This window comes from Nocardia callitridis (assembly GCF_039543305.1).
Lineage (GTDB): Bacteria > Actinomycetota > Actinomycetes > Mycobacteriales > Mycobacteriaceae > Nocardia > Nocardia callitridis.
Genome location: NZ_BAABJM010000007.1, coordinates 318,188 through 336,256, shown reverse-complemented (window position 1 = coordinate 336,256; position 18,069 = coordinate 318,188). Strand labels below are relative to the sequence as shown.

Annotated in this window: 24 protein-coding genes; 8 read left to right on the top strand and 16 right to left on the bottom strand. The window is 63.8% G+C overall.

Going from position 1 to position 18,069, the window contains the following annotated elements; all coding sequences use genetic code 11:
• The 8 genes from ABEA50_RS27715 to rpsH form a co-directional block, all read right to left on the bottom strand.
• Entirely contained in the window at positions 1-546 is a 546-nt protein-coding gene (locus ABEA50_RS27715) for an adenylate kinase (protein ID WP_345499168.1), read from the bottom strand.
• Positions 543-1,865: a preprotein translocase subunit SecY gene (gene secY / locus ABEA50_RS27710; RefSeq protein WP_345499166.1), complete on the bottom strand. Its 1,323-nt coding sequence runs from the start codon at positions 1,863-1,865 to the stop codon at positions 543-545. Before secY ends, ABEA50_RS27715 begins: the two co-directional genes overlap by 4 nt.
• 167 nt (positions 1,866-2,032) lie before the next feature.
• On the bottom strand, positions 2,033-2,476 hold the full coding sequence (gene rplO / locus ABEA50_RS27705) for a 50S ribosomal protein L15 (protein ID WP_345499164.1): 444 nt from the start codon (positions 2,474-2,476) through the stop codon (positions 2,033-2,035).
• A 1-nt stretch (position 2,477) separates the two neighbouring features.
• Positions 2,478-2,657 carry a 50S ribosomal protein L30 gene (gene rpmD, locus ABEA50_RS27700; protein WP_345499162.1) on the bottom strand — a complete coding sequence of 60 codons (180 nt, stop codon included), beginning with the start codon at positions 2,655-2,657 and terminating at the stop codon, positions 2,478-2,480.
• On the bottom strand, positions 2,658-3,311 hold the full coding sequence (rpsE, locus tag ABEA50_RS27695) for a 30S ribosomal protein S5 (RefSeq protein ID WP_345499160.1): 654 nt from the start codon (positions 3,309-3,311) through the stop codon (positions 2,658-2,660).
• 31 nt (positions 3,312-3,342) lie between these two features.
• Entirely contained in the window at positions 3,343-3,750 is a 408-nt protein-coding gene (rplR, locus tag ABEA50_RS27690; protein WP_345499158.1) for a 50S ribosomal protein L18, read from the bottom strand.
• Positions 3,751-3,752: 2 nt separating this feature from the next.
• Positions 3,753-4,292 (bottom strand): 50S ribosomal protein L6, encoded by a 540-nt coding sequence (gene rplF, locus ABEA50_RS27685; protein ID WP_345499156.1) that lies wholly within the window; start codon positions 4,290-4,292, stop codon positions 3,753-3,755.
• Positions 4,293-4,307: 15 nt separating this feature from the next.
• Complete coding sequence (gene rpsH / locus ABEA50_RS27680; protein ID WP_345499154.1) at positions 4,308-4,706, bottom strand: 30S ribosomal protein S8; 399 nt, start codon at positions 4,704-4,706, stop codon at positions 4,308-4,310.
• A gap of 417 nt (positions 4,707-5,123) precedes the next feature.
• On the opposite strand from rpsH, the gene ABEA50_RS27675 reads away from it, so the two are divergent.
• Entirely contained in the window at positions 5,124-5,777 is a 654-nt protein-coding gene (locus ABEA50_RS27675; protein ID WP_345499152.1) for a Uma2 family endonuclease, read from the top strand.
• Positions 5,778-6,080: 303 nt separating this feature from the next.
• Here the strand turns inward: ABEA50_RS27675 and ABEA50_RS27670 are convergent, their stop codons facing one another.
• Complete coding sequence (locus tag ABEA50_RS27670; protein WP_345499150.1) at positions 6,081-7,073, bottom strand: alpha/beta hydrolase; 993 nt, start codon at positions 7,071-7,073, stop codon at positions 6,081-6,083.
• Positions 7,074-7,389: 316 nt separating this feature from the next.
• On the opposite strand from ABEA50_RS27670, the gene ABEA50_RS27665 reads away from it, so the two are divergent.
• Entirely contained in the window at positions 7,390-8,019 is a 630-nt protein-coding gene (locus ABEA50_RS27665) for a hypothetical protein (protein ID WP_345499148.1), read from the top strand.
• Positions 8,020-8,311: 292 nt separating this feature from the next.
• On the opposite strand, the gene ABEA50_RS27660 is transcribed toward ABEA50_RS27665, so the two are convergent.
• A complete protein-coding gene (locus ABEA50_RS27660; protein WP_345499147.1) occupies positions 8,312-9,535 on the bottom strand; it encodes an MFS transporter in 1,224 nt (407 codons plus the stop codon).
• 53 nt (positions 9,536-9,588) lie between these two features.
• Between ABEA50_RS27660 and ABEA50_RS27655 the strand changes: the two genes are divergently transcribed.
• Complete coding sequence (locus ABEA50_RS27655) at positions 9,589-10,353, top strand: helix-turn-helix transcriptional regulator (RefSeq protein ID WP_345499145.1); 765 nt, start codon at positions 9,589-9,591, stop codon at positions 10,351-10,353.
• Here the strand turns inward: ABEA50_RS27655 and ABEA50_RS27650 are convergent.
• Entirely contained in the window at positions 10,347-12,170 is a 1,824-nt protein-coding gene (locus tag ABEA50_RS27650; RefSeq protein ID WP_345499143.1) for a putative alpha/beta hydrolase, read from the bottom strand. The two genes, ABEA50_RS27655 and ABEA50_RS27650, sit on opposite strands and share 7 nt — an antisense overlap.
• A complete protein-coding gene (locus tag ABEA50_RS27645; protein WP_345499142.1) occupies positions 12,167-12,475 on the bottom strand; it encodes a DUF2563 family protein in 309 nt (102 codons plus the stop codon). Before ABEA50_RS27645 ends, ABEA50_RS27650 begins: the two co-directional genes overlap by 4 nt.
• 910 nt (positions 12,476-13,385) lie before the next feature.
• On the opposite strand from ABEA50_RS27645, the gene ABEA50_RS27640 reads away from it, so the two are divergent.
• The 5 genes from ABEA50_RS27640 to ABEA50_RS27620 all read left to right on the top strand — a co-directional run bounded on the left by ABEA50_RS27640 (position 13,386) and on the right by ABEA50_RS27620 (position 16,464).
• On the top strand, positions 13,386-14,048 hold the full coding sequence (locus ABEA50_RS27640; protein WP_345499140.1) for an L-2-amino-thiazoline-4-carboxylic acid hydrolase: 663 nt from the start codon (positions 13,386-13,388) through the stop codon (positions 14,046-14,048).
• Between the two features lie 528 nt (positions 14,049-14,576).
• A complete protein-coding gene (locus ABEA50_RS27635; protein ID WP_345499138.1) occupies positions 14,577-15,005 on the top strand; it encodes a phage holin family protein in 429 nt (142 codons plus the stop codon).
• On the top strand, positions 15,002-15,628 hold the full coding sequence (locus tag ABEA50_RS27630) for a DUF3618 domain-containing protein (RefSeq protein WP_345499137.1): 627 nt from the start codon (positions 15,002-15,004) through the stop codon (positions 15,626-15,628). The genes ABEA50_RS27635 and ABEA50_RS27630 overlap by 4 nt, the downstream gene beginning before the upstream one ends.
• Before the next feature lie 195 nt (positions 15,629-15,823).
• Positions 15,824-16,162 (top strand): hypothetical protein, encoded by a 339-nt coding sequence (locus ABEA50_RS27625; protein ID WP_345499136.1) that lies wholly within the window; start codon positions 15,824-15,826, stop codon positions 16,160-16,162.
• Positions 16,159-16,464, top strand: coding sequence for a ribbon-helix-helix protein, CopG family (locus tag ABEA50_RS27620; protein ID WP_345499134.1), 306 nt, complete (start codon positions 16,159-16,161; stop codon positions 16,462-16,464). Before ABEA50_RS27625 ends, ABEA50_RS27620 begins: the two co-directional genes overlap by 4 nt.
• Positions 16,465-16,562: 98 nt before the next feature.
• Here the strand turns inward: ABEA50_RS27620 and ABEA50_RS27615 are convergent, their stop codons facing one another.
• From ABEA50_RS27615 to rplN, 4 genes are read right to left on the bottom strand one after another with little or no spacing between them, the layout of a single operon-like run.
• The gene (locus ABEA50_RS27615) at positions 16,563-16,748 is read right to left on the bottom strand and encodes a type Z 30S ribosomal protein S14 (protein WP_153338789.1); all 186 of its coding nucleotides are present in this window, start codon (positions 16,746-16,748) and stop codon (positions 16,563-16,565) included.
• Between the two features lie 4 nt (positions 16,749-16,752).
• Positions 16,753-17,316: a 50S ribosomal protein L5 gene (rplE, locus tag ABEA50_RS27610; protein ID WP_345499130.1), complete on the bottom strand. Its 564-nt coding sequence runs from the start codon at positions 17,314-17,316 to the stop codon at positions 16,753-16,755.
• Between the two features lie 2 nt (positions 17,317-17,318).
• Positions 17,319-17,636: a 50S ribosomal protein L24 gene (rplX, locus tag ABEA50_RS27605; RefSeq protein WP_345499129.1), complete on the bottom strand. Its 318-nt coding sequence runs from the start codon at positions 17,634-17,636 to the stop codon at positions 17,319-17,321.
• 3 nt (positions 17,637-17,639) lie between these two features.
• On the bottom strand, positions 17,640-18,008 hold the full coding sequence (rplN, locus tag ABEA50_RS27600) for a 50S ribosomal protein L14 (protein WP_345499206.1): 369 nt from the start codon (positions 18,006-18,008) through the stop codon (positions 17,640-17,642).
• Positions 18,009-18,069 lie beyond the last annotated feature (61 nt).

Below are 18,069 nucleotides of genomic sequence, written 5' to 3'. Positions count from 1 at the left end.
TCAGCGACCCAACGCCCGCATCGCACGTGTGTTGACTTCTTCGACCTCGCCGATGCCGTCCACCGAAACCACGAGCCCGTCGTAGTGCTCGAGCAGCGGCTCGGTCTCGTCGCGGTACACCCGGAGCCGGTTACGGATCACGCCGTCGTTGTCGTCGGCGCGGCCACGCGAGAGCATCCGGCCGACCACGACCTCTTCGGGAACCACGAAACACAACACCGCGTCCAGCTTGCTCTCGCGGTCCTTCAGAATCCGCTCCAACGCGTCGGCCTGATCGACCGTGCGCGGGTAGCCGTCGAGAACGAAACCATTCGCCGCGTCGGGCTCGTCCACCCGAGCCTCGACCATCCGATTGGTCACATCACTCGGCACGAGATCACCCGCGTCGATGTACTTCTGCGCCTCGCGCCCCAGGGGGGTCTGCTGGCTGATATTCGTGCGGAACAGGTCCCCGGTAGAGATGTGCGGAACGCCCAGTTTCTCCGACAACAGATCGGCCTGGGTGCCTTTACCAGCACCCGGCGGACCGAGCAGTACAACTCTCACTTGAGGAACCCTTCGTAATTTCGATTCATCAGCTGGCTCTCGATCTGCTTCACGGTGTCCAAACCAACGCTCACCATGATCAACACCGCGGTGCCACCGAACGGGAGGTTCTGTGCGCCACCGGACGAGCCGATATCGAGGAACACGTTCGGCAGGACCGCGACCAGACCGAGATAGATCGAGCCGGGCAGGGTGATGCGGCTCAAGACGAATTGGAGATAGTCGGCGGTCGGCTTACCCGGGCGGTAGCCGGGAATGAAGCCGCCGAACTTCTTCATCTCATCTGCGCGTTCCTCCGGATTGAAGGTGATCGCGACATAGAAGTAGGTGAAGAACACGATCAGACCGAAGTAGATCGCGATGTAAACCGGGTTCCCCGGATTCACCAGGTACTTGGAGATGATCTCCTGCCACCAACTCGGATCGGGATTGTTCTGCGAGTTGGTCAGCTGCGAGATCAGGTTCGGCAGATACAGCAGCGAGGACGCGAAGATGACCGGGATGACGCCCGCCTGGTTCACCTTCAACGGCAGATACGTCGAGGAGCCGCCGTACATCTTTCTGCCGACGACGCGCTTGGCGTACTGCACAGGAATGCGGCGCTGGCCCTGCTCGACGAAGATCACCGCGGAGATGATCGCCAACGCGGCGACACACACCAGCGCGAACACCAGGTTGCCTCGGGTATCGAGGATGTTCTTGCCCTCGGTGACGATGCGGGCGGCGATACCGGCGAAGATCAACAGCGACATACCGTTACCGACACCGCGTTCGGTGATCTGCTCACCGAACCACATCACCAACGCGGCACCGGCGGTCATCACCAGGACGATGACGATCATGCCGAAAATGCTTGTGTTGGCGAGGATGTCCTTGTCGCAGCCCTGCAACAGCTGACCGCGTGCCGCGAGTGCGACGAGACCGGTCGCCTGCAGAATCGCCAAAGCGACCGAAAGATAACGGGTGTACTGCGTCATCTTGGTCTGGCCGGCTTGGCCTTCCTTGCGCAGTTCCTCGAATCGAGGGATGACCACCGTCAACAGCTGGACGATGATGCTGGCCGTGATGTACGGCATGATGCCGATCGCGAACACCGACAGCTGCAGCAAAGCGCCACCGGAGAACAGGTTGATCAGCTGGTAGATACCGCCGGAATCACCACCGGAGACGATATCGATGCATTCCTGGACGGCCTTGTAATCGACGCCGGGGGACGGCAGCGCGGCACCCAACCGGTACAGCGCGATCAACCCCAGCGTGAAGAGGATCTTCCGCCGTAAGTCCGGAGTCCGGAAGGCCGATACGAAGGCGGAAAGCACAGATCCTCCTGGCGAACGACATGGTCAAGACATGGATATCTCAGTGCCACCGATCAATTACGGGGACGGCTGAAAACCATGACGAGGCTTGGCAGACAACTATTGAACTCTAACAGTGACACCGGACGGGCTTTCCACTCGTCCGGTGTCACTGTGGGCAGAGTACGTCAGGCCAGCTCGGTGACGGTGCCACCGGCCGAGGTGATCTTCTCCTTGGCGGAGCCGGTCACCTTGTCGACGGTCACCTGAACGGCGACGCCGATCTCACCGTCGCCGAGAACCTTCACCAACTGGTTCTTGCGCACGGCACCCGCGGCGACGAGCTCGCTCTTACCGATCTCGCCACCCTCCGGGAACAGCTTGGCGATAGCGCCGACGTTCACGACCTGGTACTCGGTCTTGAACGGGTTGGTGAAGCCCTTGAGCTTGGGCAGCCGCATGTGCAGCGGCATCTGCCCACCCTCGAAGGCGGCGGGGACATTCTTGCGTGCCTTGGTGCCCTTGGTACCGCGGCCCGCCGTCTTGCCCTTGGAGCCTTCACCGCGACCGACACGGGTCTTCTCGGTCTTGGCGCCGGGAGCAGGACGCAAGTGGTGCAACTTGATGGTCATGTCAGACCTCCTCAACTGTCACGAGGTGGCGCACGACATTGATCAGACCGCGGTTGTTCGGGGTGTCCTCACGGACCACCGTCTGCCGGATCTTACGCAGGCCGAGCGTGCGCAAGCTGTCGCGCTGATTCTTCTTGGCGCCGATCGTGCTCTTGATCTGGGTCACCTTGAGATCTGCCATTTACCTGGCACCTCCCGCCGCCTGAGCGCGCGCACGCAGCATGCCCGCGGGAGCGACGTCCTCGAGCGGCAGGCCACGGCGAGCCGCGACCTCTTCGGGCCGCTGCAGCATCTTCAGCGCGGCGACCGTCGCGTGCACGACGTTGATGGCGTTATCGCTACCGAGCGACTTCGCCAGGATGTCATGAATACCAGCGCATTCCAGCACCGCGCGTGCAGCGCCGCCCGCGATCACACCGGTACCGGGCGAGGCCGGACGCAGCATGACCACACCGGCCGCCGCCTCACCCTGAACCGGGTGGGTGATGGTCGAGCCGATCATCGGGACACGGAAGAAGCCCTTGCGCGCTTCCTCGACACCCTTCTGAATGGCCGCGGGAACTTCCTTGGCCTTGCCGTAGCCGACGCCGACCAGTCCGTTGCCGTCGCCGACGATCACGAGGGCGGTGAAGCTGAAGCGACGACCACCCTTCACGACCTTGGAGACACGGTTGATCGCGACGACCCGCTCGAGCTGGTTCTTCTCCGCGGCGTTGTCGCGACGGTCGCCGCCACGACGGTCGTTGCCACCGCGGCGGCCGCCCTCGGGAGCGTTGCTGTTGCTGTTCGGTCCGGCGGGTCCGTTGCCGCCGTCACGCCGTTGACGTCCCGGCATCAGACGTTCCTTCCGTTCTTATTGACAGTCATCAGAATTTCAACCCACCTTCGCGAGCGGCGTCCGCCAGAGCGGCGATCCGGCCGTGGTAGTCGTGACCACCGCGGTCGAACACCACGGCGTCGACGCCTGCTGCCTTGGCACGCTCGGCCAGCAGTTCGCCGACCCGCTTGCCTTTGGCCGACTTGTCGCCGTCGAGGCCACGCACGTCGGCCTCGATCGAGGACGCGGAGGCAACGGTCTTGCCCGCCGAATCGTCGATCAGCTGAGCGTGCAGGTGCCGCGAGGAGCGGTTGACCACCAGGCGCGGACGCTCGGTGGTTCCGACGACCTTCTTGCGCAGACGGAAGTGACGACGCGTCTTGGACAGACGACGTGTCGTAGACACGTCCTTGCCACGCGGAATGCGCTTGGCCTTCTGGTTTTCGGTTTGCGCCATGATCACTTACCCGTCTTTCCGACCTTGCGGCGAACGACCTCGCCGGCGTAGCGGATGCCCTTGCCCTTGTACGGGTCGGGCTTACGCAGTCCGTGGATCACAGCGGAGATCTGACCGACCCGCTGCTTGTCGATTCCGGACACGGAGAACTTGGTGGGCGACTCGACCGCGAAGGTGATGCCCTCGGGCGCCTGGATCGGCACCGGGTGGCTGTAACCGAGAGCGAACTCCAGGTCCTGCCCCTTGAGCGCGACACGGTAGCCGACGCCGAAGATTTCCATCTTCTTCTCGTAGCCCGTGGTCACACCGGTGATCATGTTCGAAACCAGTGTGCGGGTGAGACCGTGCAGCGAGCGGTTGCGACGCTCGTCATCGGGGCGAACGACCTCCAGCTGGCCGTCTTCGCCACGAGCGATGGTGATCGGCTCCGAAATCGTCAGCGCGAGCTGACCTTTCGGACCCTTCACCGCGATATCCTGGCCGTCGATCGTGACGTCGACGCCAGTGGGAATTGCGATGGGCCTCTTGCCAATACGCGACATTTGTCCGAACCTCCCTTACCAGACGTAGGCGAGGACTTCGCCGCCCACGCCTTGAGTCGCCGCCTGACGATCCGTGAGCAGTCCGGTCGACGTGGAAATGATCGCCACGCCGAGGCCGCCGAGGACCTTGGGCAGGTTGGTGGACTTCGCGTACACACGCAGACCCGGCTTGGACACGCGGCGCAGGCCCTGCAGGCTGCGCTCACGGCTCTGGCCGTACTTGAGATCAACGACGAGGGTCTGGCCAACGGCCGCCGCCTCGGTGCGGTAATCGGCGATGTAGCCCTCGCGCTTGAGGATCTCGGCGATGTTCGCCTTGAGCTTCGAGTGCGGAGCCTTCACCTGATCGTGGTACGCCGAGTTGGCGTTGCGCAGACGTGTCAAGAAGTCTGCGATCGGGTCGGTCATGGTCATAGTTCGACCTCGACACCTTTCTCGCTACGGTTCCCATACAACACCGACGCCCCTGTTCAGGACATCGACCGTGGGCCTACAGCAATTCGGCTGGCCCGGCCGACAGTTGCCGACCGGATGAGTTCGTATCGCCTGCGCTGGCCCTCGGGCCTGCGCATATGGGCACAGATGTGCCCCGGCAACCGGTCTAGTGTAGGCAGGGCGGTCACCAGGACAAAATCGGGGTCGGAGGGCATTGGACTCGCCCTCGTTTCCTTGTTACCCGGCCCACACCCGCGGCGCTTCGGCTGTTGCTTCTGACAGCTATTACTACCACCGTCATCATCGGGTCGAGGAGTTGTCCACAAGCTTCTCGGTTATCCACAAGATGTGCGTCTGACCAGCCGGAATCCCGGCAATCGGCGTTACCATTGGCACATGACGAGCGCACGTGTCCCACGACCGGACCTCCCCGAGCGCATGACCTGGGAGGAACTCGCGCAGTTGCCTGAAGAAGTCGCAGGGCAGATCGAACTGTGGGACGGGCACGTCGTGTGGCTACGGCGAGGGCCCGCGGAGCATCAGGAGTTCACGAATCTCCTCTGGAGTGGCCTCCGGCGGTGCGCTCGAGAGTCCATGGGCGTGGACCCAGAGCAATGTTGGCGAGTACACACCGAAACCAATATTTTCTTCGGCGCATCTGGAAAATCCGACTTCGTGACCCCTGACTTCCTGATCCACAGATGCTTGCCGGAGCCATACCAAGATGTCAGAGCCAACGATGTCATCATGGCTGGTGAAGTCCTTTCCCCTTCGAACTCGCAGAACGATATGGAAGCGAAGAAAGCCCGCTACGCCAAGGCAGGCATCCCCTGGTACTGGGAAGTCAAGCTGGAACGCGAAGTCAGCGCGATCGCCACGGTCGAAGCTTTCGCATTGCAATCCCTCCCCGGCGAACTCCCCCCAGGTGTCCACCCCCTACACCTCGCCAACTATCTCCTGGTCGGCAAATGGTCACCGAAGGACTCCGACGCCATCGACATCGAGTTCCCCTTCCCGATCCATATCCCGTGGTCGGAACTCGAATTCTGAACTCACCGACCGAGTTCGACGAGCTCTGGTCGACGCCACACCAGTGAGCTACCGCGGAACGCCGCCCATCCCTTGCGGAATCAACGCAGCGCACGCACCGATCGACCAACTCGCCGCCGCGAACTGTGCGGGCCTATTCGGGGACCGTGACCGACCCGGTGTGCGGAGTTGACGGTGTGCGGCCTCGAATTCCGGACTGCGGTTCATCTTCGACGGGGCCCCTCGTGAGGACCCCGTCGAGGAATCACCCCCTCCCTCGGCGGATTACCGAGGTAGGCATGCACTTGCAGCCATCAGCGCAGATCACGCACCGATTGTCTGGGCGAGGAACGGCCATGAGCTACGCAGGTCGTCCTCCCAGTAACCCCAGGAGTGTGTGCCGACCGGACGGTCGTCGAACGTGACCGGGATGTTCAGCTCATTCAGTCGATTCGTCAGGTTCACAGTGCAGTGGTGGATAGCCGCCTCGATCGGCCCGCCGAACGCGAGTTGCACAGGCAGCGGGATCCGACCCTCCTGCACGCGCCGATCCAACGGAGTGTCGTGCGGCGCGGCGGGGATACCGCTGCCGGAACTCAGGTAGATCGCGGTTCCGCGCAGTCGATCCGCATTGACCAGCGGGTCGTTGGCCCGCCACAACGGACTGTCCGCAGGACCCCACATGTTCTCCACACTCTGCCCGCCACCCCAGTTCTCGACGGTGAGCCGGACGTACTCGTGCCCGATCGGGTCCGAGGTCTGCGCGCAGCCACTGTAGGAGGCGACGCCGTTCCAGAAGCCGGGCTTGGCGATCGCCAGGTTCAGCACAGAGGTACCGCTCATCGACACGCCAGCCAGCGTGCGATTCCCGTTGGCGCCCAAGAAACTTTCGATCACCGGCGGCAGCTCCTCGTTCAGGAATGTCTGCCACTTGTTGAAACCGAGTACGGCGTCTTCACGCACCCAGTCGGTGTAATAGGAGTTGCTGCCGCCGTACGGTGTCACGACATTGACGTCCTTGCCGCGCAGGAAGTCCACCGCGTCGGTCTGCACGTCCCATCCACTCTCGTTCGGGCCACCGCCCGACCCGTTGAGCAGGTACAGCGTCGGCCGCGAACCCCCTGCCGCCCGGATGACCTGCACCGGTATCGGCCGGTTCATGGCGGGCGAGAACACCTCCACCACCTGCTGTCGGTCGCCAACGTCCCGCACCGAGACAACCCCCGCCGTCGCGGGATCGGCATGCGCCGCGTTGCCGACACCCACCAGACTCACCGCCGCGAGCACACCCGCGAACACCCCGCGCGCCGCAGCCATTCGTATCAATCGACGTGCTCTCACTATTCGGAACCCTCCATCCGCATGGCCATTGGCACCGCCCTTCGAACACCTCGGTCGCACCCGAGTCGAGGGCGGATCACCAGAGATTCGCGCCGCCATCACCTTCGGCTCGGCCCCACCGCCGAATAATTCGCGCGGCAGAAAAATTGGCCAGCACTGGGGACAGGTCGCTTGACCAGTTTTGCGACCCGCCGCACGATCAACTGCCGGTTGTCGTGTACGTCCGAGCACCAGAAATGCCTATGCCACAGGCATATTCATGCAGCCATCAGAAGCAGAGGTCCCACTCGCCATGCGTATCCAGAAACTCGCCGCACCCGCGCTGCTCGCCATCGCCGCACTCGGTGTCACCGCCGCCACCACCACGGCATCCCCCGCGGCGGTGTCGATCGATGCCGCGACCGCTGTGCGCGGCGTCGATCACGGCGCCGCCTACGTCGTGAACCATGACGCAGACACCCTTACCGCCGCGATCGACGGGGGCACCTTCGCCCTCACCGAGCACACGATCGACGTCACCGCGGCCGACGGCACACTGCTGGCGAGCATGCCGCGTCAAGTCTCGTTCGGCGACCGAACACTCACGCTGGCACCGAGTACCGATGCCGACGGCACGAAACTCGTCGCGAAGGCGATCGCGCACGACACCGGAACCTGGTACCAGAGCACACCGCGGGAACGCAGCATGCAGTCCGGGTTTGCGGGTGGTGCGGTAGTCGGCGGTATCGCGGGCGGGCTGGTCGGCGCCGTGATCGGCATCGCCACCGGTCTGCTGTTCCTGCCGATCACCCTGGTCGCCGGGATCGCGATCGGCGCCTTCGGCGGCGGGGCCCTCGGCGCGGCGATCGGCGCCGCCGTCCCCAATTCCGACACCCCCGACGAATGGCATTACCACGAAGATTGCCAGGACTCGTCCTGCTGATAGCGCGTTCGCCGACTCACAGGAATCCTCGGGCCCTGCGAACGCCTCGCCCCGCCGCGAACGCACACCCGAGACCTCCGTGAGTATCTCGCCGATCCCAATATCGCAATAGACCGTGCTGCGTACGAACGAGGGCAGATCATTCCGATGCCCACCACGATGAACCGTACTGGGGCCGAGCCGGTCGAATCGAACACCCGTGAGCGCCAGCGCATTCGTATCGCTGCCAGCCAGAAGTAGGACACGCTTACCCGACTTGGATGCGGCCGTCGGTTGGGTTCATGAGGGCTGATCACCGACCAGAGGTGTCGATGCGATCAGGATCGGCGAGTGGACGCTCGAGCGCGGAGGATTCCTCCGCGCTCGGAGCAACACCGGGCTCCACCAAGGTTCGCAGCAGAAACCAGCCGAGCGCGGGGATCGCGATCAGCGGGATGAGGGCGGTCTGTAGGGAGGTGGCGTCGGCGAGTGTCCCGAGGAAGGGGCTGGCTACGCCGCCGATGCTGACCGTAAGACCGAGGGTGATGCCGCTGGAAGTGCCGATACGGCGGGGTAGATAATCCTGGCCGAGGGTGATGTGTAGGGAGAACGGCACATAGAGGCCCGCCGAGGCGCAGGCGACGAACACGTAGAGCAGCGGGCCCGGCACGAAGACGATTCCGGCGACGGCGGGGATCGTGAGGAGGTAGGCCGCGCGGACGACGCGCAATCGACCGAATCGCCCGGCCAACGCACCACCGGCCACCGTGCCGAACGCGCCGCCTACATAGAGCACGAACAACGCCAGCGTCCCCGCCGCGTCGCCACCGCCGAGCCGTTCGCGCGCGTAGAGCGAGATGAACGCGCTGAGGCCGACGAATACGATCGAGCGGCAGACGATCGCACCGGAAAGTTTACTGAAGGAGCGCCAATCATCCCGCGCGACAGCATGATCGGCCGCTTTCGTGACCGGTGTCGTGTCGATCCGACGCAACGCGACCACACACAGCACCGCACCGACTAATGCGGGCACCACCAACCACGGCGACGCGCGCAATCCTCCGGTAGCGATCACCGCCGCGACGAGTAGCGGTGCGGTGGCGAAGCCGACATTGCCGCCGAGGGAGAACCATCCCATCGCGGTATGACTACCCCCGGCCGCCGCGCGTGCCACCCGAGCAGCGGCGGGATGGTAAGCGGCAACACCGATTCCGGACACCGCGACCACCGTCACGGTGAACACATACGAGTCGCTCACCCCCGCCGATCCGAGACCGACACCGCCGATCACCGTGCTGATCGGCAGCAGCCATGGCATCACCCACCGGTCGGCGAGTATCCCGAACAACGGCTGCACCACCGATGAAAGCAACGATGCCGCAAGAACGATGCCGGACGCCGCGGCGAGAGTGTAAGCACGTTCGGCGACGAAGAACGGCACCAATGCCGCGACCGTGCCCTGATACACGTCAACGCACGCGTGTCCGAGTGACAGCAGTGTGATCGGGCCGAGGCGAGTCTTCTGATCGGGTGCCACTTCCTCATCATCACGACGCGGAAACTGGCCCGCTTCCGATATTCTGACAATCTATGTCGATTATCCGCCACATGCCCGAGGCGCCGACCCGTTCGCGCGTCTTGGCTCCCGGCGAGCGCATCACCGCGCACCGCCACGACGATCACCAGATCATCTACGCGGACTCCGGCGTCGTGGCCGTCACCACCGAGGCGGGCACCTGGTTCACCCCCGGCAGTCGAGCGATCTGGGTGCCCGCAGGTTCGGTACACGCCCACCGCGCGTACGGCCGCCTGGAGCTGCGCCTACTCGGCCTTCCTTCCCGCACAAATCCGCTCGGCCTCGACACCCCCGCGGTTATCACCGTCAATCCCCTACTGCGCGAACTGATCCTGACGATGACCACCGAACCCACCGCCGAAACCCCCGAACGTCAGCGCCTGCGCGCGGTCCTGCTCGACCAACTGCGCATCTCCCCCCAACAACCCATCCAACTCCCCACCCCCACCGAGCCACGCCTGAAAGCCGTCTGCGAACTGCTCCACCACAACTGCGCCGACCCCCGCACCCTCGCCCAGCTCGGCGCCGCCACCGGCGCGGGCGAACGCACCCTCAGCCGTCTCTTCCACACCGACCTCGGCATGTCATTCCCGCAGTGGCGCACCCAGTTACGCCTCTACCACGCCCTGCGCCTGCTCGCCGACGACCTCCCCGTCACCGCCGTCGCGCACCGCTGCGGCTGGTCGTCCACGAGTACTTTCATCGACGTCTTCCGCCGAGCCTTCGGCTACACCCCTGGTACGTACCGCACATCGCTGAACATCGACTCCGGTCAGTGAAAGTGGTTGTCCTCGGCATCATCGGACGGCTCGTCGAAAGGGTGCTCCACCATGTCGGCTTCGACGAGCCTATCGGCGTTTCCAGAGGTGACCTCGCTTGTCGCGTACAGCGATTCGCTGCCCTTGGTGAAGTAGTGCAGGTGAGCGTCGACGCTGTAGTAAAGCGGTGAGGAATAGCTCGGCGGCGTCTCGGCTTTGATACGAGTCGCACCGAAATCCTCGTCGGTCGGGTCCACCTGCCCGCCTTCGCCGCGCGCGTATCCGAGCAGGTTCAGGTAGGTATGGCCGCCCCGCGCGTTCAGATCGTTGGAGGCGTTGCCAACGTAGACCTCGCCGTTGTCGAGGTGATAGTCGGCCGCGTTGTGGGCCTGGTCGGTGCTGACAGGGCCCAGCAGCACCACGTCGTTGGTGTGCAGATGACTTGTCGCAGCGGCATCGGAGGCGACGATGGCACCGGCCGAATAGCCAACGGTCGTCACATGTGACGGGCCTTGGTGCGTGGACCACAGGCCGTCGACGTCGCGCGCCAGGTACTCCCCGCCCTCGCGCGCGGTCTGCGGGTCGCCCTTCGCCACGGCGGCCAAGCCGTCGACCGGCGAGTCGTAACCCATCCACGCGACCACCGCGGTCGGGTTGTCCGGATCGGCGTTGTTCGACTCGGTGTACAGGTTCATCGCCTGCTCGCTCTGGGTCGCGAACCAGCCGCCGTCGGAGTCGTCGCTGGCACGCACGCTTTGGCTGGCTCCTGGCACGAGGACCGCGGTATTCGGCGCGGTGTCCGGATTACCGATCGCGATTGCGGCCCTGCCCTTTCCACCGAACGCGAGTGGCTCGTACACGTACAGATAGGTGGGCACATTCGGCCCATACGCGCCCTCTTCGGTGCGCCCGCCGTAGGCTTTCAACCCCGCACGGATATTGCTCGCATTGTGATACCGGGACAGGTCGTCCTCGGTCAAACCGTATTTCCCAGGGTCTTCCAGTATCTCATCTATCGAAACGCCCTTCGCTTTCGCGAGCTTCTCGAACCTACTGATGTCGGCGTTCATGACCATTATGTTGGCGCTACTGCGATCGGCGACCGGCACACCGTTGAGATTGCCGATCACCTCGGGATATTCAGCGATCAGCATCTCCCGTTCGAGCGGGGTGAGCGACTGCCACCACCGGTGCACCGCACGGGGATCGGAGTCCGCGATGCCGTCGTCGAGCCCGATCGGCGGTATATAGCCGGTGGCATCGAGCGAGTTCATCCTGGCATCGAGAACCGCTTCGTAGTCGGCGATGATGTCCGCGATCAGCCGGTGGGTCGCACCGACCACGGCGGTCGCCGCCTCCTTCATTTTCTCCAAAGGAATATTCGGTGCCGACTGGCTGATATTCCGCGGCGACCACGGGAACTTCCGGTACTCCGACTCCAATCCCAGCAGCGAATTGTTGAGCAGATCGATCGGATCCTGGACCTTGTTCTGCGCATCGGCGAGTGCGGCGGCGATCTCCTGCAGATCGACACCGACCTGGCGCAATGCCGACGAGGAATTGTTCAGTACCGCTTTCGCGTCCTTCACGATTTTCGAGTCGTCGATCACGTCGGTGTGATCGCCGGAGGTGTATGCGTTCTGGAAATGTTTGCGCGCCGTATCGAATGCGTGATCGGCCCGCCCGACATGCGAGCCACTGTCGTGGAAGGCCTCGGCCAGCTCACTGATCTGAAATGGCTTGCCTGCCAACAGTTGTTCCTGCAACTCCCACGGGTCCCCGCCCGCGCCCTCGGTGAGCTCCCCGATCAACAGAACGAGCAACTTCGGTGTGGTCACATCGGCGGTTGCGTACGACGGACCGAAGCCGCGCCGTCTACGTCCCCGAGGTCGAGGCCGACCGCGGTGCCCGAGGTGTTCTCTCGGATCCACGTCACACTGCGATGATGACCATCCAGCTCACGGGCATACCGTTCATGAGCTCGCGACATGATGCCGTGGGCACTCGTGGCACCCGCGGTGAGCCCGAACATGTCCGCCGCCAACTCGATCGACCCCAACCGACCGCGCGCATCGTGTACGTGGCCAGCGGCCGTCTCGGCGTGGTTGCTGCCGCGCAGGATCCTGTCCAGATCCGCATCCATCCGCATCCTCACATCCCGCGGCCCCGGCGGCGAACGCGGAACGCAGCGCTATCCGGATACCCGACAGGGCCGCACGCAACGCGAAGATCCGCGACGGGCCCTCGTATAGTGTTGTCGCACAAGGCTTCTTACGCGAAGGAATCTACCTCGAATGGTTGTCGGCGCAGCGGTGGCGCTGTTCACTGCTGGGAGTATCGGCGCGACGGGTTCACGAGGCAGCCGCACTCGGACCGGCTCGCCAGGACGCTTCCGGTAGTTCCGGCACGTTCGCGATTCCTCGTCGGTAGCGCGGAGTCGGCGAAGAGCACGGTGCCCCCGGACGAACCCTTTCGGTTCGTCCGGGGGCACCGTTGATGTCGGGGGCATTACCCGTTGGATCCGCCGGCGGACAGCGATTCCAGCAGGCAGCTCAGGTGCGGTGCACCGCCCGGGCAGCCCGGGCTTGCCACCTGTTCGTTCTGTTCGGCGGCCTGCAGCGGCAGACCGGCCGCAGAGGCCGGGATCGCAGTGGCCAACGGCGCCAACAGAACTGCACCAGCAAGCAGGCTGAGCCGAAGCTTCGTACGCATTGTTGTTCCCTTTCGAGCGACTGTGGCCGGAGAGCCACGAGAGATTTTATTGGCGCGCATGCTCCAACCGGCAGCCCTCGAAAACCATGCCCCGGAAAGCAGGGTGAGCGTTCTGGTCGACTCCGCTACGCACCCGGGGCGGGCCTCGACCACACCCGAACACGGTTGCCAGATCGCAGACGGTGATGGCATCCCACGAGCGTAGGTAACAATTCAATCGTCAGCGCCAGGTAGGTCGGTGGAGCGTGCTGATGTGCTCGTTCGGTTTCGAGCACGCGCCGCCCACAACGCACGGGCACAGCTGTATCTCGAGACCGGACCGCGTCTCGAAAGGACAGCAGATGACCACCGGCCAATTCGATTCCGCCGCAGATGGTTCCGCGATCCGACCCGACAACGGGATGGACGCCGTCGTCGACGGGATCTTCGAACACCTCGCCGCGAACCTCCACGGCCTCCCACACGACTTCACCGTCGCGATGCGCACGCGACTGGAGCAGCTGGAAAAGGTGAACGCCGACCGCATCGTGGACGAGCCCGCGCGATCCAACCTGCGAGTCACGCTCGCCGTGGTCGTCGGCTACCGCGCGATCCTGCCGAAACTGGGCCGAGCCGCCGCCATCGCGGCACTGCGCGCTGCCTTCGTAGAACCATTGAACGACTTCGTGCGCGAACACATCCTCCGAACGCTCGACGAAGCCGAGGACCCGTTCGCGACCATGGTCGCCGCATCAAAAGACCGCGAACAGAACGACTTTGGCTCCGGCTTCACCTTCGACCGCCCGATCGACGACAACAGTCGCTACCACCTCAACGTAACCAGCTGCTTCTATCACGATGTGCTGGTGGCACATTCAGTTCCCGAACTGGCCCCCATCATGTGCGAATTCGACACGAACTGGATCGACGCCATCGACCCCGACACCCACGGCTTCCGGTTCTCCCGCACCACCACCATCGGCTACGGCGGCACCCACTGCCCATTCCACTTCGAACGCACGTAATACCGCGCAAGTCCGTCTTTGGCTCCCACCCGTCGGCCTCGGCGGGTGGCGCCACTCGGTCGCCGCGTTTCGGACTCATGGAAAGTCCGGCGCAGATGCGGGGCCGTGATCTTCACCCGTGTCCGAAGCGAGTATCGCAGCCAGATCTGGGTCGGCGAGCACCTCGGCGGTGTGCCGCCAACTTTCCACCACCTGGACCACCGGCGCTGGATTCTGGATTACCGAGCGAGTCAGCCGCACGGAGCGTCCCCACCAAATCGAGCACGAATTCCTGAACCTCTTCGCGCGACAGGAATTTCACCCAGGGGAACACTTCGGGCAGCACGTCGGTCACCATCCGACGCGCTTGTGCGTCGTGCTGCATCAGCGCCACGAACATACGCGTGGTCAGCGATGCGGCGCGCCACGCTCACGCCGCACAGCGGTGCGGCATAACCGGCGCAGGTCACAAACGGAAGGCAAGAACGCTGGGCAGCTGTTTGTCCACGATATTGGCGGGTATGCGACCGACCGATGGGAGGTAGGGCCATGACAGCTACACAATATGGAGCTACACAATCCGGACATCGGACCGACAATCGGTCCGTATCCGAGCTGGTCAGCGATACGACCAACCAGACGAGCCGACTGATCAGGGACGAAATCCAGCTCGCACGCTTGGACCTGCAACGAAAAGCGAAGGCGATCGGGCTCGGCGCTGGACTGACCGGCGTCGGCGGCCTGTTCGCGTTCTTCGGCCTGGCGGTACTCGTCGTCGCCGCCGTACTTGGGCTGGCGGTGGTGTTGCCGAACTGGGCTGCGGCGCTGATCGTCGCCGCCGCGCTGTTGCTCGTCGGCGGACTGTTGGCACTGTTCGGTGGCAGCAAGATTCGGAAGTCGTTACCTCCGGTCCCGCGCGAAGCGGTCGAAGGAGTCAAAACCGATATAGCGAGCGTCAAGGGCGGGAGGAATCCATGACGGACAACAATGGCCGCCGCCGGGTAGATGTCAACGCACCCGGCAGAGCGACCGAGGAAGAACTACTGCGTGCGGATCGTGATCTGACCAGGGATGAACTCGGACAGACCATCGCCGCGCTCGCGGAGAAGGCCGACGTCAAAGCGCGAGCACAGGAAACCCTGCACGACACGGCGGAGACGGTGCGCGACAAGGCGGCCGAGACCGGCGAAAAGACCGCCGCGGCGACAGCCATGGCTCGCGACCGCACCGAGGAGGGCGGCAAGCGGATCCTGACGGCCATCCGTAGCAATCCCGCTCCGATCGCCGCCGTCGCGCTCTCCGCGGTGGGCGCCTGGTGGCTGCTGCGCCGACGCTCCACGACGAAGCACTCGACCACGAAGCACTCGTCGAAGAAACGACCATCGGCAAAGCGTCCCGCATCGCGTCGCCGCACAGCCCGGCGTTCCGCTACTACCCGGTCAGCACCGCTGCGTGCGGCGTCCCGGCAGCGACGAAAGACTGTTCGCCAGGCCCACGCAGGCAACCACGCATGGGGTGGCAAACCGCCAGTACAGGGCCACCCGATTCAATTCAGGCGGGCACAACTACCCGACCGATCCGGTCAACGGCATGGCAACTGAGCCGGACACATCGTCAAAGCAGAACAGAGACCCGAGCCTCGGCTCGGGTCTCTGTTCGTTGCTATGGGGGTCCTGACGCGAAACGTCTGTGCCAGGGCGAGCTCACCAGGAGCTTTCTCGCGCGCACTACCGTCGCGCGCAGTTGGACCGATCGAAGACAACGACAGACCCTCAGAACTGTAATACACTTTATCCGTGCAGATTGCCATCCTGGAGTGCACCAGACGACACGGCGTCACAGACGACGAGATCCGTGCGGTTCTGTCGTACCCGGTATTCCGCATACGGATAGCACCACGCCAAGAAGGCTCTGACCCGTACCTTTTCATCGGAAGCTACGACGAGGACGAGCCGCTGATCGAAGTCATCGCCGACCTTGCCGACCCTGACAAATGGATCGCGTTCCATGCCATGATGCTGCGGCCAGCAACGATTCAGAACCTAAGACTCGAGATGGGTTTGGAGCTTGTGGTGAACGAGCTGGACCTCGACAATATCGTCCGACAACGACCGGAAAGGAGAAAAGGGCTATGAGCAGGAAAAAAGAGGCGCCTCGAACACGGCTGACTGTCGCCGACTACGAGCGTATGTCAGATGATTACGCAGCCAATCCGGTCCGCGGCACAGAGGTCGTCGGTCCGGTGGAAGTTGGCATGACCGTCCTCCGCAAAGGCCGTCCAGCCGGAATCCGAAAAGGTAAAACGCCAGGTTATTCCGTACGTCTACCGGACACGCTAAGCCAGCGCTTGGCCGATCAGGCCGTGCGCGAGGATGCACCCCAGAGTGAGGTCATCCGCCGCGCTGTCTCTGAGTACCTCGAACGTCACGCTGGCTGAGGCGTCGTCTACGCAGAACAGAGACCCGAGCCTCGGCTCGGGTCTCTGTTCGTTGCTATGGGGGTCCTGACGCAGCAACCAACTACGTCAGGACGAGCTCACCAGGAGCTCTTGTGCACGCCGGGGAGCTCGCCGCGGTGGGCCATCTCGCGCAGGCAGACACGGCACAGGCCGAACTTGCGGTAGACGGCGTGCGGGCGGCCACAGCGCTGGCAGCGGGTGTAGCCGCGGACCGCGAACTTCGGCTTGGCGTTGGCCTTGTTGACCAGTGCTTTCTTTGCCATGTGCTCAGTTCTCCTTGAACGGGAAGCCGAGGTGCTTGAGCAGGGCACGGCCTTCTTCGTTGTTGGTCGCGGTGGTCACCACGGTGATATCCATACCACGCGGACGGTCGATGGAGTCGATGTCGATTTCGTGGAACATCGACTGCTCGCTCAGACCGAACGTGTAGTTGCCGTTGCCGTCGAACTGCTTCGGCGAAAGGCCGCGGAAGTCGCGGATACGGGGAAGCGCGATGGAGACCAGGCGATCGAGGAACTCCCACATGCGGTCGCCGCGCAGGGTGACCTTGGCGCCGATCGGCATGCCTTCACGGAGCTTGAACTGCGCGATCGACTTGGTGGCCTTGCGGATCTCCGGCTTCTGACCGGTGATCAGGGCCAGGTCGTTCACGGCACCGTTGATCAGCTTCGCGTCACGGGCGGCGTCGCCGACACCCATGTTCACGACAACCTTCACCACGCCGGGGATCTGCATGACGTTGGCGTAGTTGAACTCGCTGTTGAGCGCGTCCTTGATCTCGGCGCGGTAGCGCTGCTTGAGCCGAGGCTGCACTTTTTCCGTCGTGGTCATAGTCAGATGTCCTTCCCGTTGCTACGGGAGATTCGGACCCGCTTGTTGGTCTCCTCGTCGGTGCGGTAGCCGACGCGGGTCGGCTTGCCGTCGGAGTCGACGACCATCACGTTGGAGACGTGGATGGGAGCTTCCTGGGTCACGATGCCGCCCGAGGAGGCGCCCCGCTCGTTGGCGGAGTTCGCGACGTGCTTCTTGATCCGGTTGACGCCCTCGACCAGGACCCGGCTCTGCTGCGGGTAGGCCTGAATGACCTTGCCCTTCGCGCCCTTGTCCTTGCCCGAGATGACGAGCACGGTGTCGCCCTTGTGCACCTTCATGAGTTAGAGCACCTCCGGAGCCAGCGAGACGATCCGCATGAACTTCTTGTCGCGCAGTTCGCGCCCGACCGGGCCGAAGATGCGCGTGCCGCGAGGATCGTTGTCCGGCTTGATCAGCACGGCAGCGTTCTCGTCGAACTTGATGTAGGAACCGTCCGGACGACGGCGCTCCTTGGTGGTGCGCACGATCACGGCCTTCACCACATCACCCCGCTTGACGTTGCCGCCGGGGATGGCTTCCTTCACGGTGGCGACGATGACATCGCCGACACCGGCATAGCGGCGCGACGAACCACCGAGAACGCGGATGCAAAGGATTTCCTTCGCTCCCGTGTTGTCGGCGACGCGCAGCCGCGACTCCTGCTGAATCACTTCAGCGTCCTCCTTGACCTGGACGTATACGCACGCCGGATTTCCGACCCGACGGGCATGG

Excerpts from the sequence above, each read along its gene's own strand:
- rplO (WP_345499164.1), bottom strand. The coding sequence starts at position 2,476 with ATGACCATCAAGTTGCACCACTTGCGTCCTGCTCCCGGCGCCAAGACC.
- rpmD (WP_345499162.1), bottom strand. The coding sequence starts at position 2,657 with ATGGCAGATCTCAAGGTGACCCAGATCAAGAGCACGATCGGCGCCAAG.
- rpsE (WP_345499160.1), bottom strand. The coding sequence starts at position 3,311 with ATGCCGGGACGTCAACGGCGTGACGGCGGCAACGGACCCGCCGGACCG.
- rplR (WP_345499158.1), bottom strand. The coding sequence starts at position 3,750 with ATGGCGCAAACCGAAAACCAGAAGGCCAAGCGCATTCCGCGTGGCAAG.
- rplF (WP_345499156.1), bottom strand. The coding sequence starts at position 4,292 with ATGTCGCGTATTGGCAAGAGGCCCATCGCAATTCCCACTGGCGTCGAC.
- rpsH (WP_345499154.1), bottom strand. The coding sequence starts at position 4,706 with ATGACCATGACCGACCCGATCGCAGACTTCTTGACACGTCTGCGCAAC.
- ABEA50_RS27675 (WP_345499152.1), top strand. The coding sequence starts at position 5,124 with ATGACGAGCGCACGTGTCCCACGACCGGACCTCCCCGAGCGCATGACC.
- ABEA50_RS27670 (WP_345499150.1), bottom strand. The coding sequence starts at position 7,073 with ATGGCTGCGGCGCGCGGGGTGTTCGCGGGTGTGCTCGCGGCGGTGAGT.
- ABEA50_RS27665 (WP_345499148.1), top strand. The coding sequence starts at position 7,390 with ATGCGTATCCAGAAACTCGCCGCACCCGCGCTGCTCGCCATCGCCGCA.
- ABEA50_RS27655 (WP_345499145.1), top strand. The coding sequence starts at position 9,589 with ATGTCGATTATCCGCCACATGCCCGAGGCGCCGACCCGTTCGCGCGTC.
- ABEA50_RS27645 (WP_345499142.1), bottom strand. The coding sequence starts at position 12,475 with ATGGATGCGGATCTGGACAGGATCCTGCGCGGCAGCAACCACGCCGAG.
- ABEA50_RS27640 (WP_345499140.1), top strand. The coding sequence starts at position 13,386 with ATGACCACCGGCCAATTCGATTCCGCCGCAGATGGTTCCGCGATCCGA.
- ABEA50_RS27635 (WP_345499138.1), top strand. The coding sequence starts at position 14,577 with ATGACAGCTACACAATATGGAGCTACACAATCCGGACATCGGACCGAC.
- ABEA50_RS27630 (WP_345499137.1), top strand. The coding sequence starts at position 15,002 with ATGACGGACAACAATGGCCGCCGCCGGGTAGATGTCAACGCACCCGGC.
- ABEA50_RS27620 (WP_345499134.1), top strand. The coding sequence starts at position 16,159 with ATGAGCAGGAAAAAAGAGGCGCCTCGAACACGGCTGACTGTCGCCGAC.
- ABEA50_RS27615 (WP_153338789.1), bottom strand. The coding sequence starts at position 16,748 with ATGGCAAAGAAAGCACTGGTCAACAAGGCCAACGCCAAGCCGAAGTTC.
- rplE (WP_345499130.1), bottom strand. The coding sequence starts at position 17,316 with ATGACCACGACGGAAAAAGTGCAGCCTCGGCTCAAGCAGCGCTACCGC.
- rplX (WP_345499129.1), bottom strand. The coding sequence starts at position 17,636 with ATGAAGGTGCACAAGGGCGACACCGTGCTCGTCATCTCGGGCAAGGAC.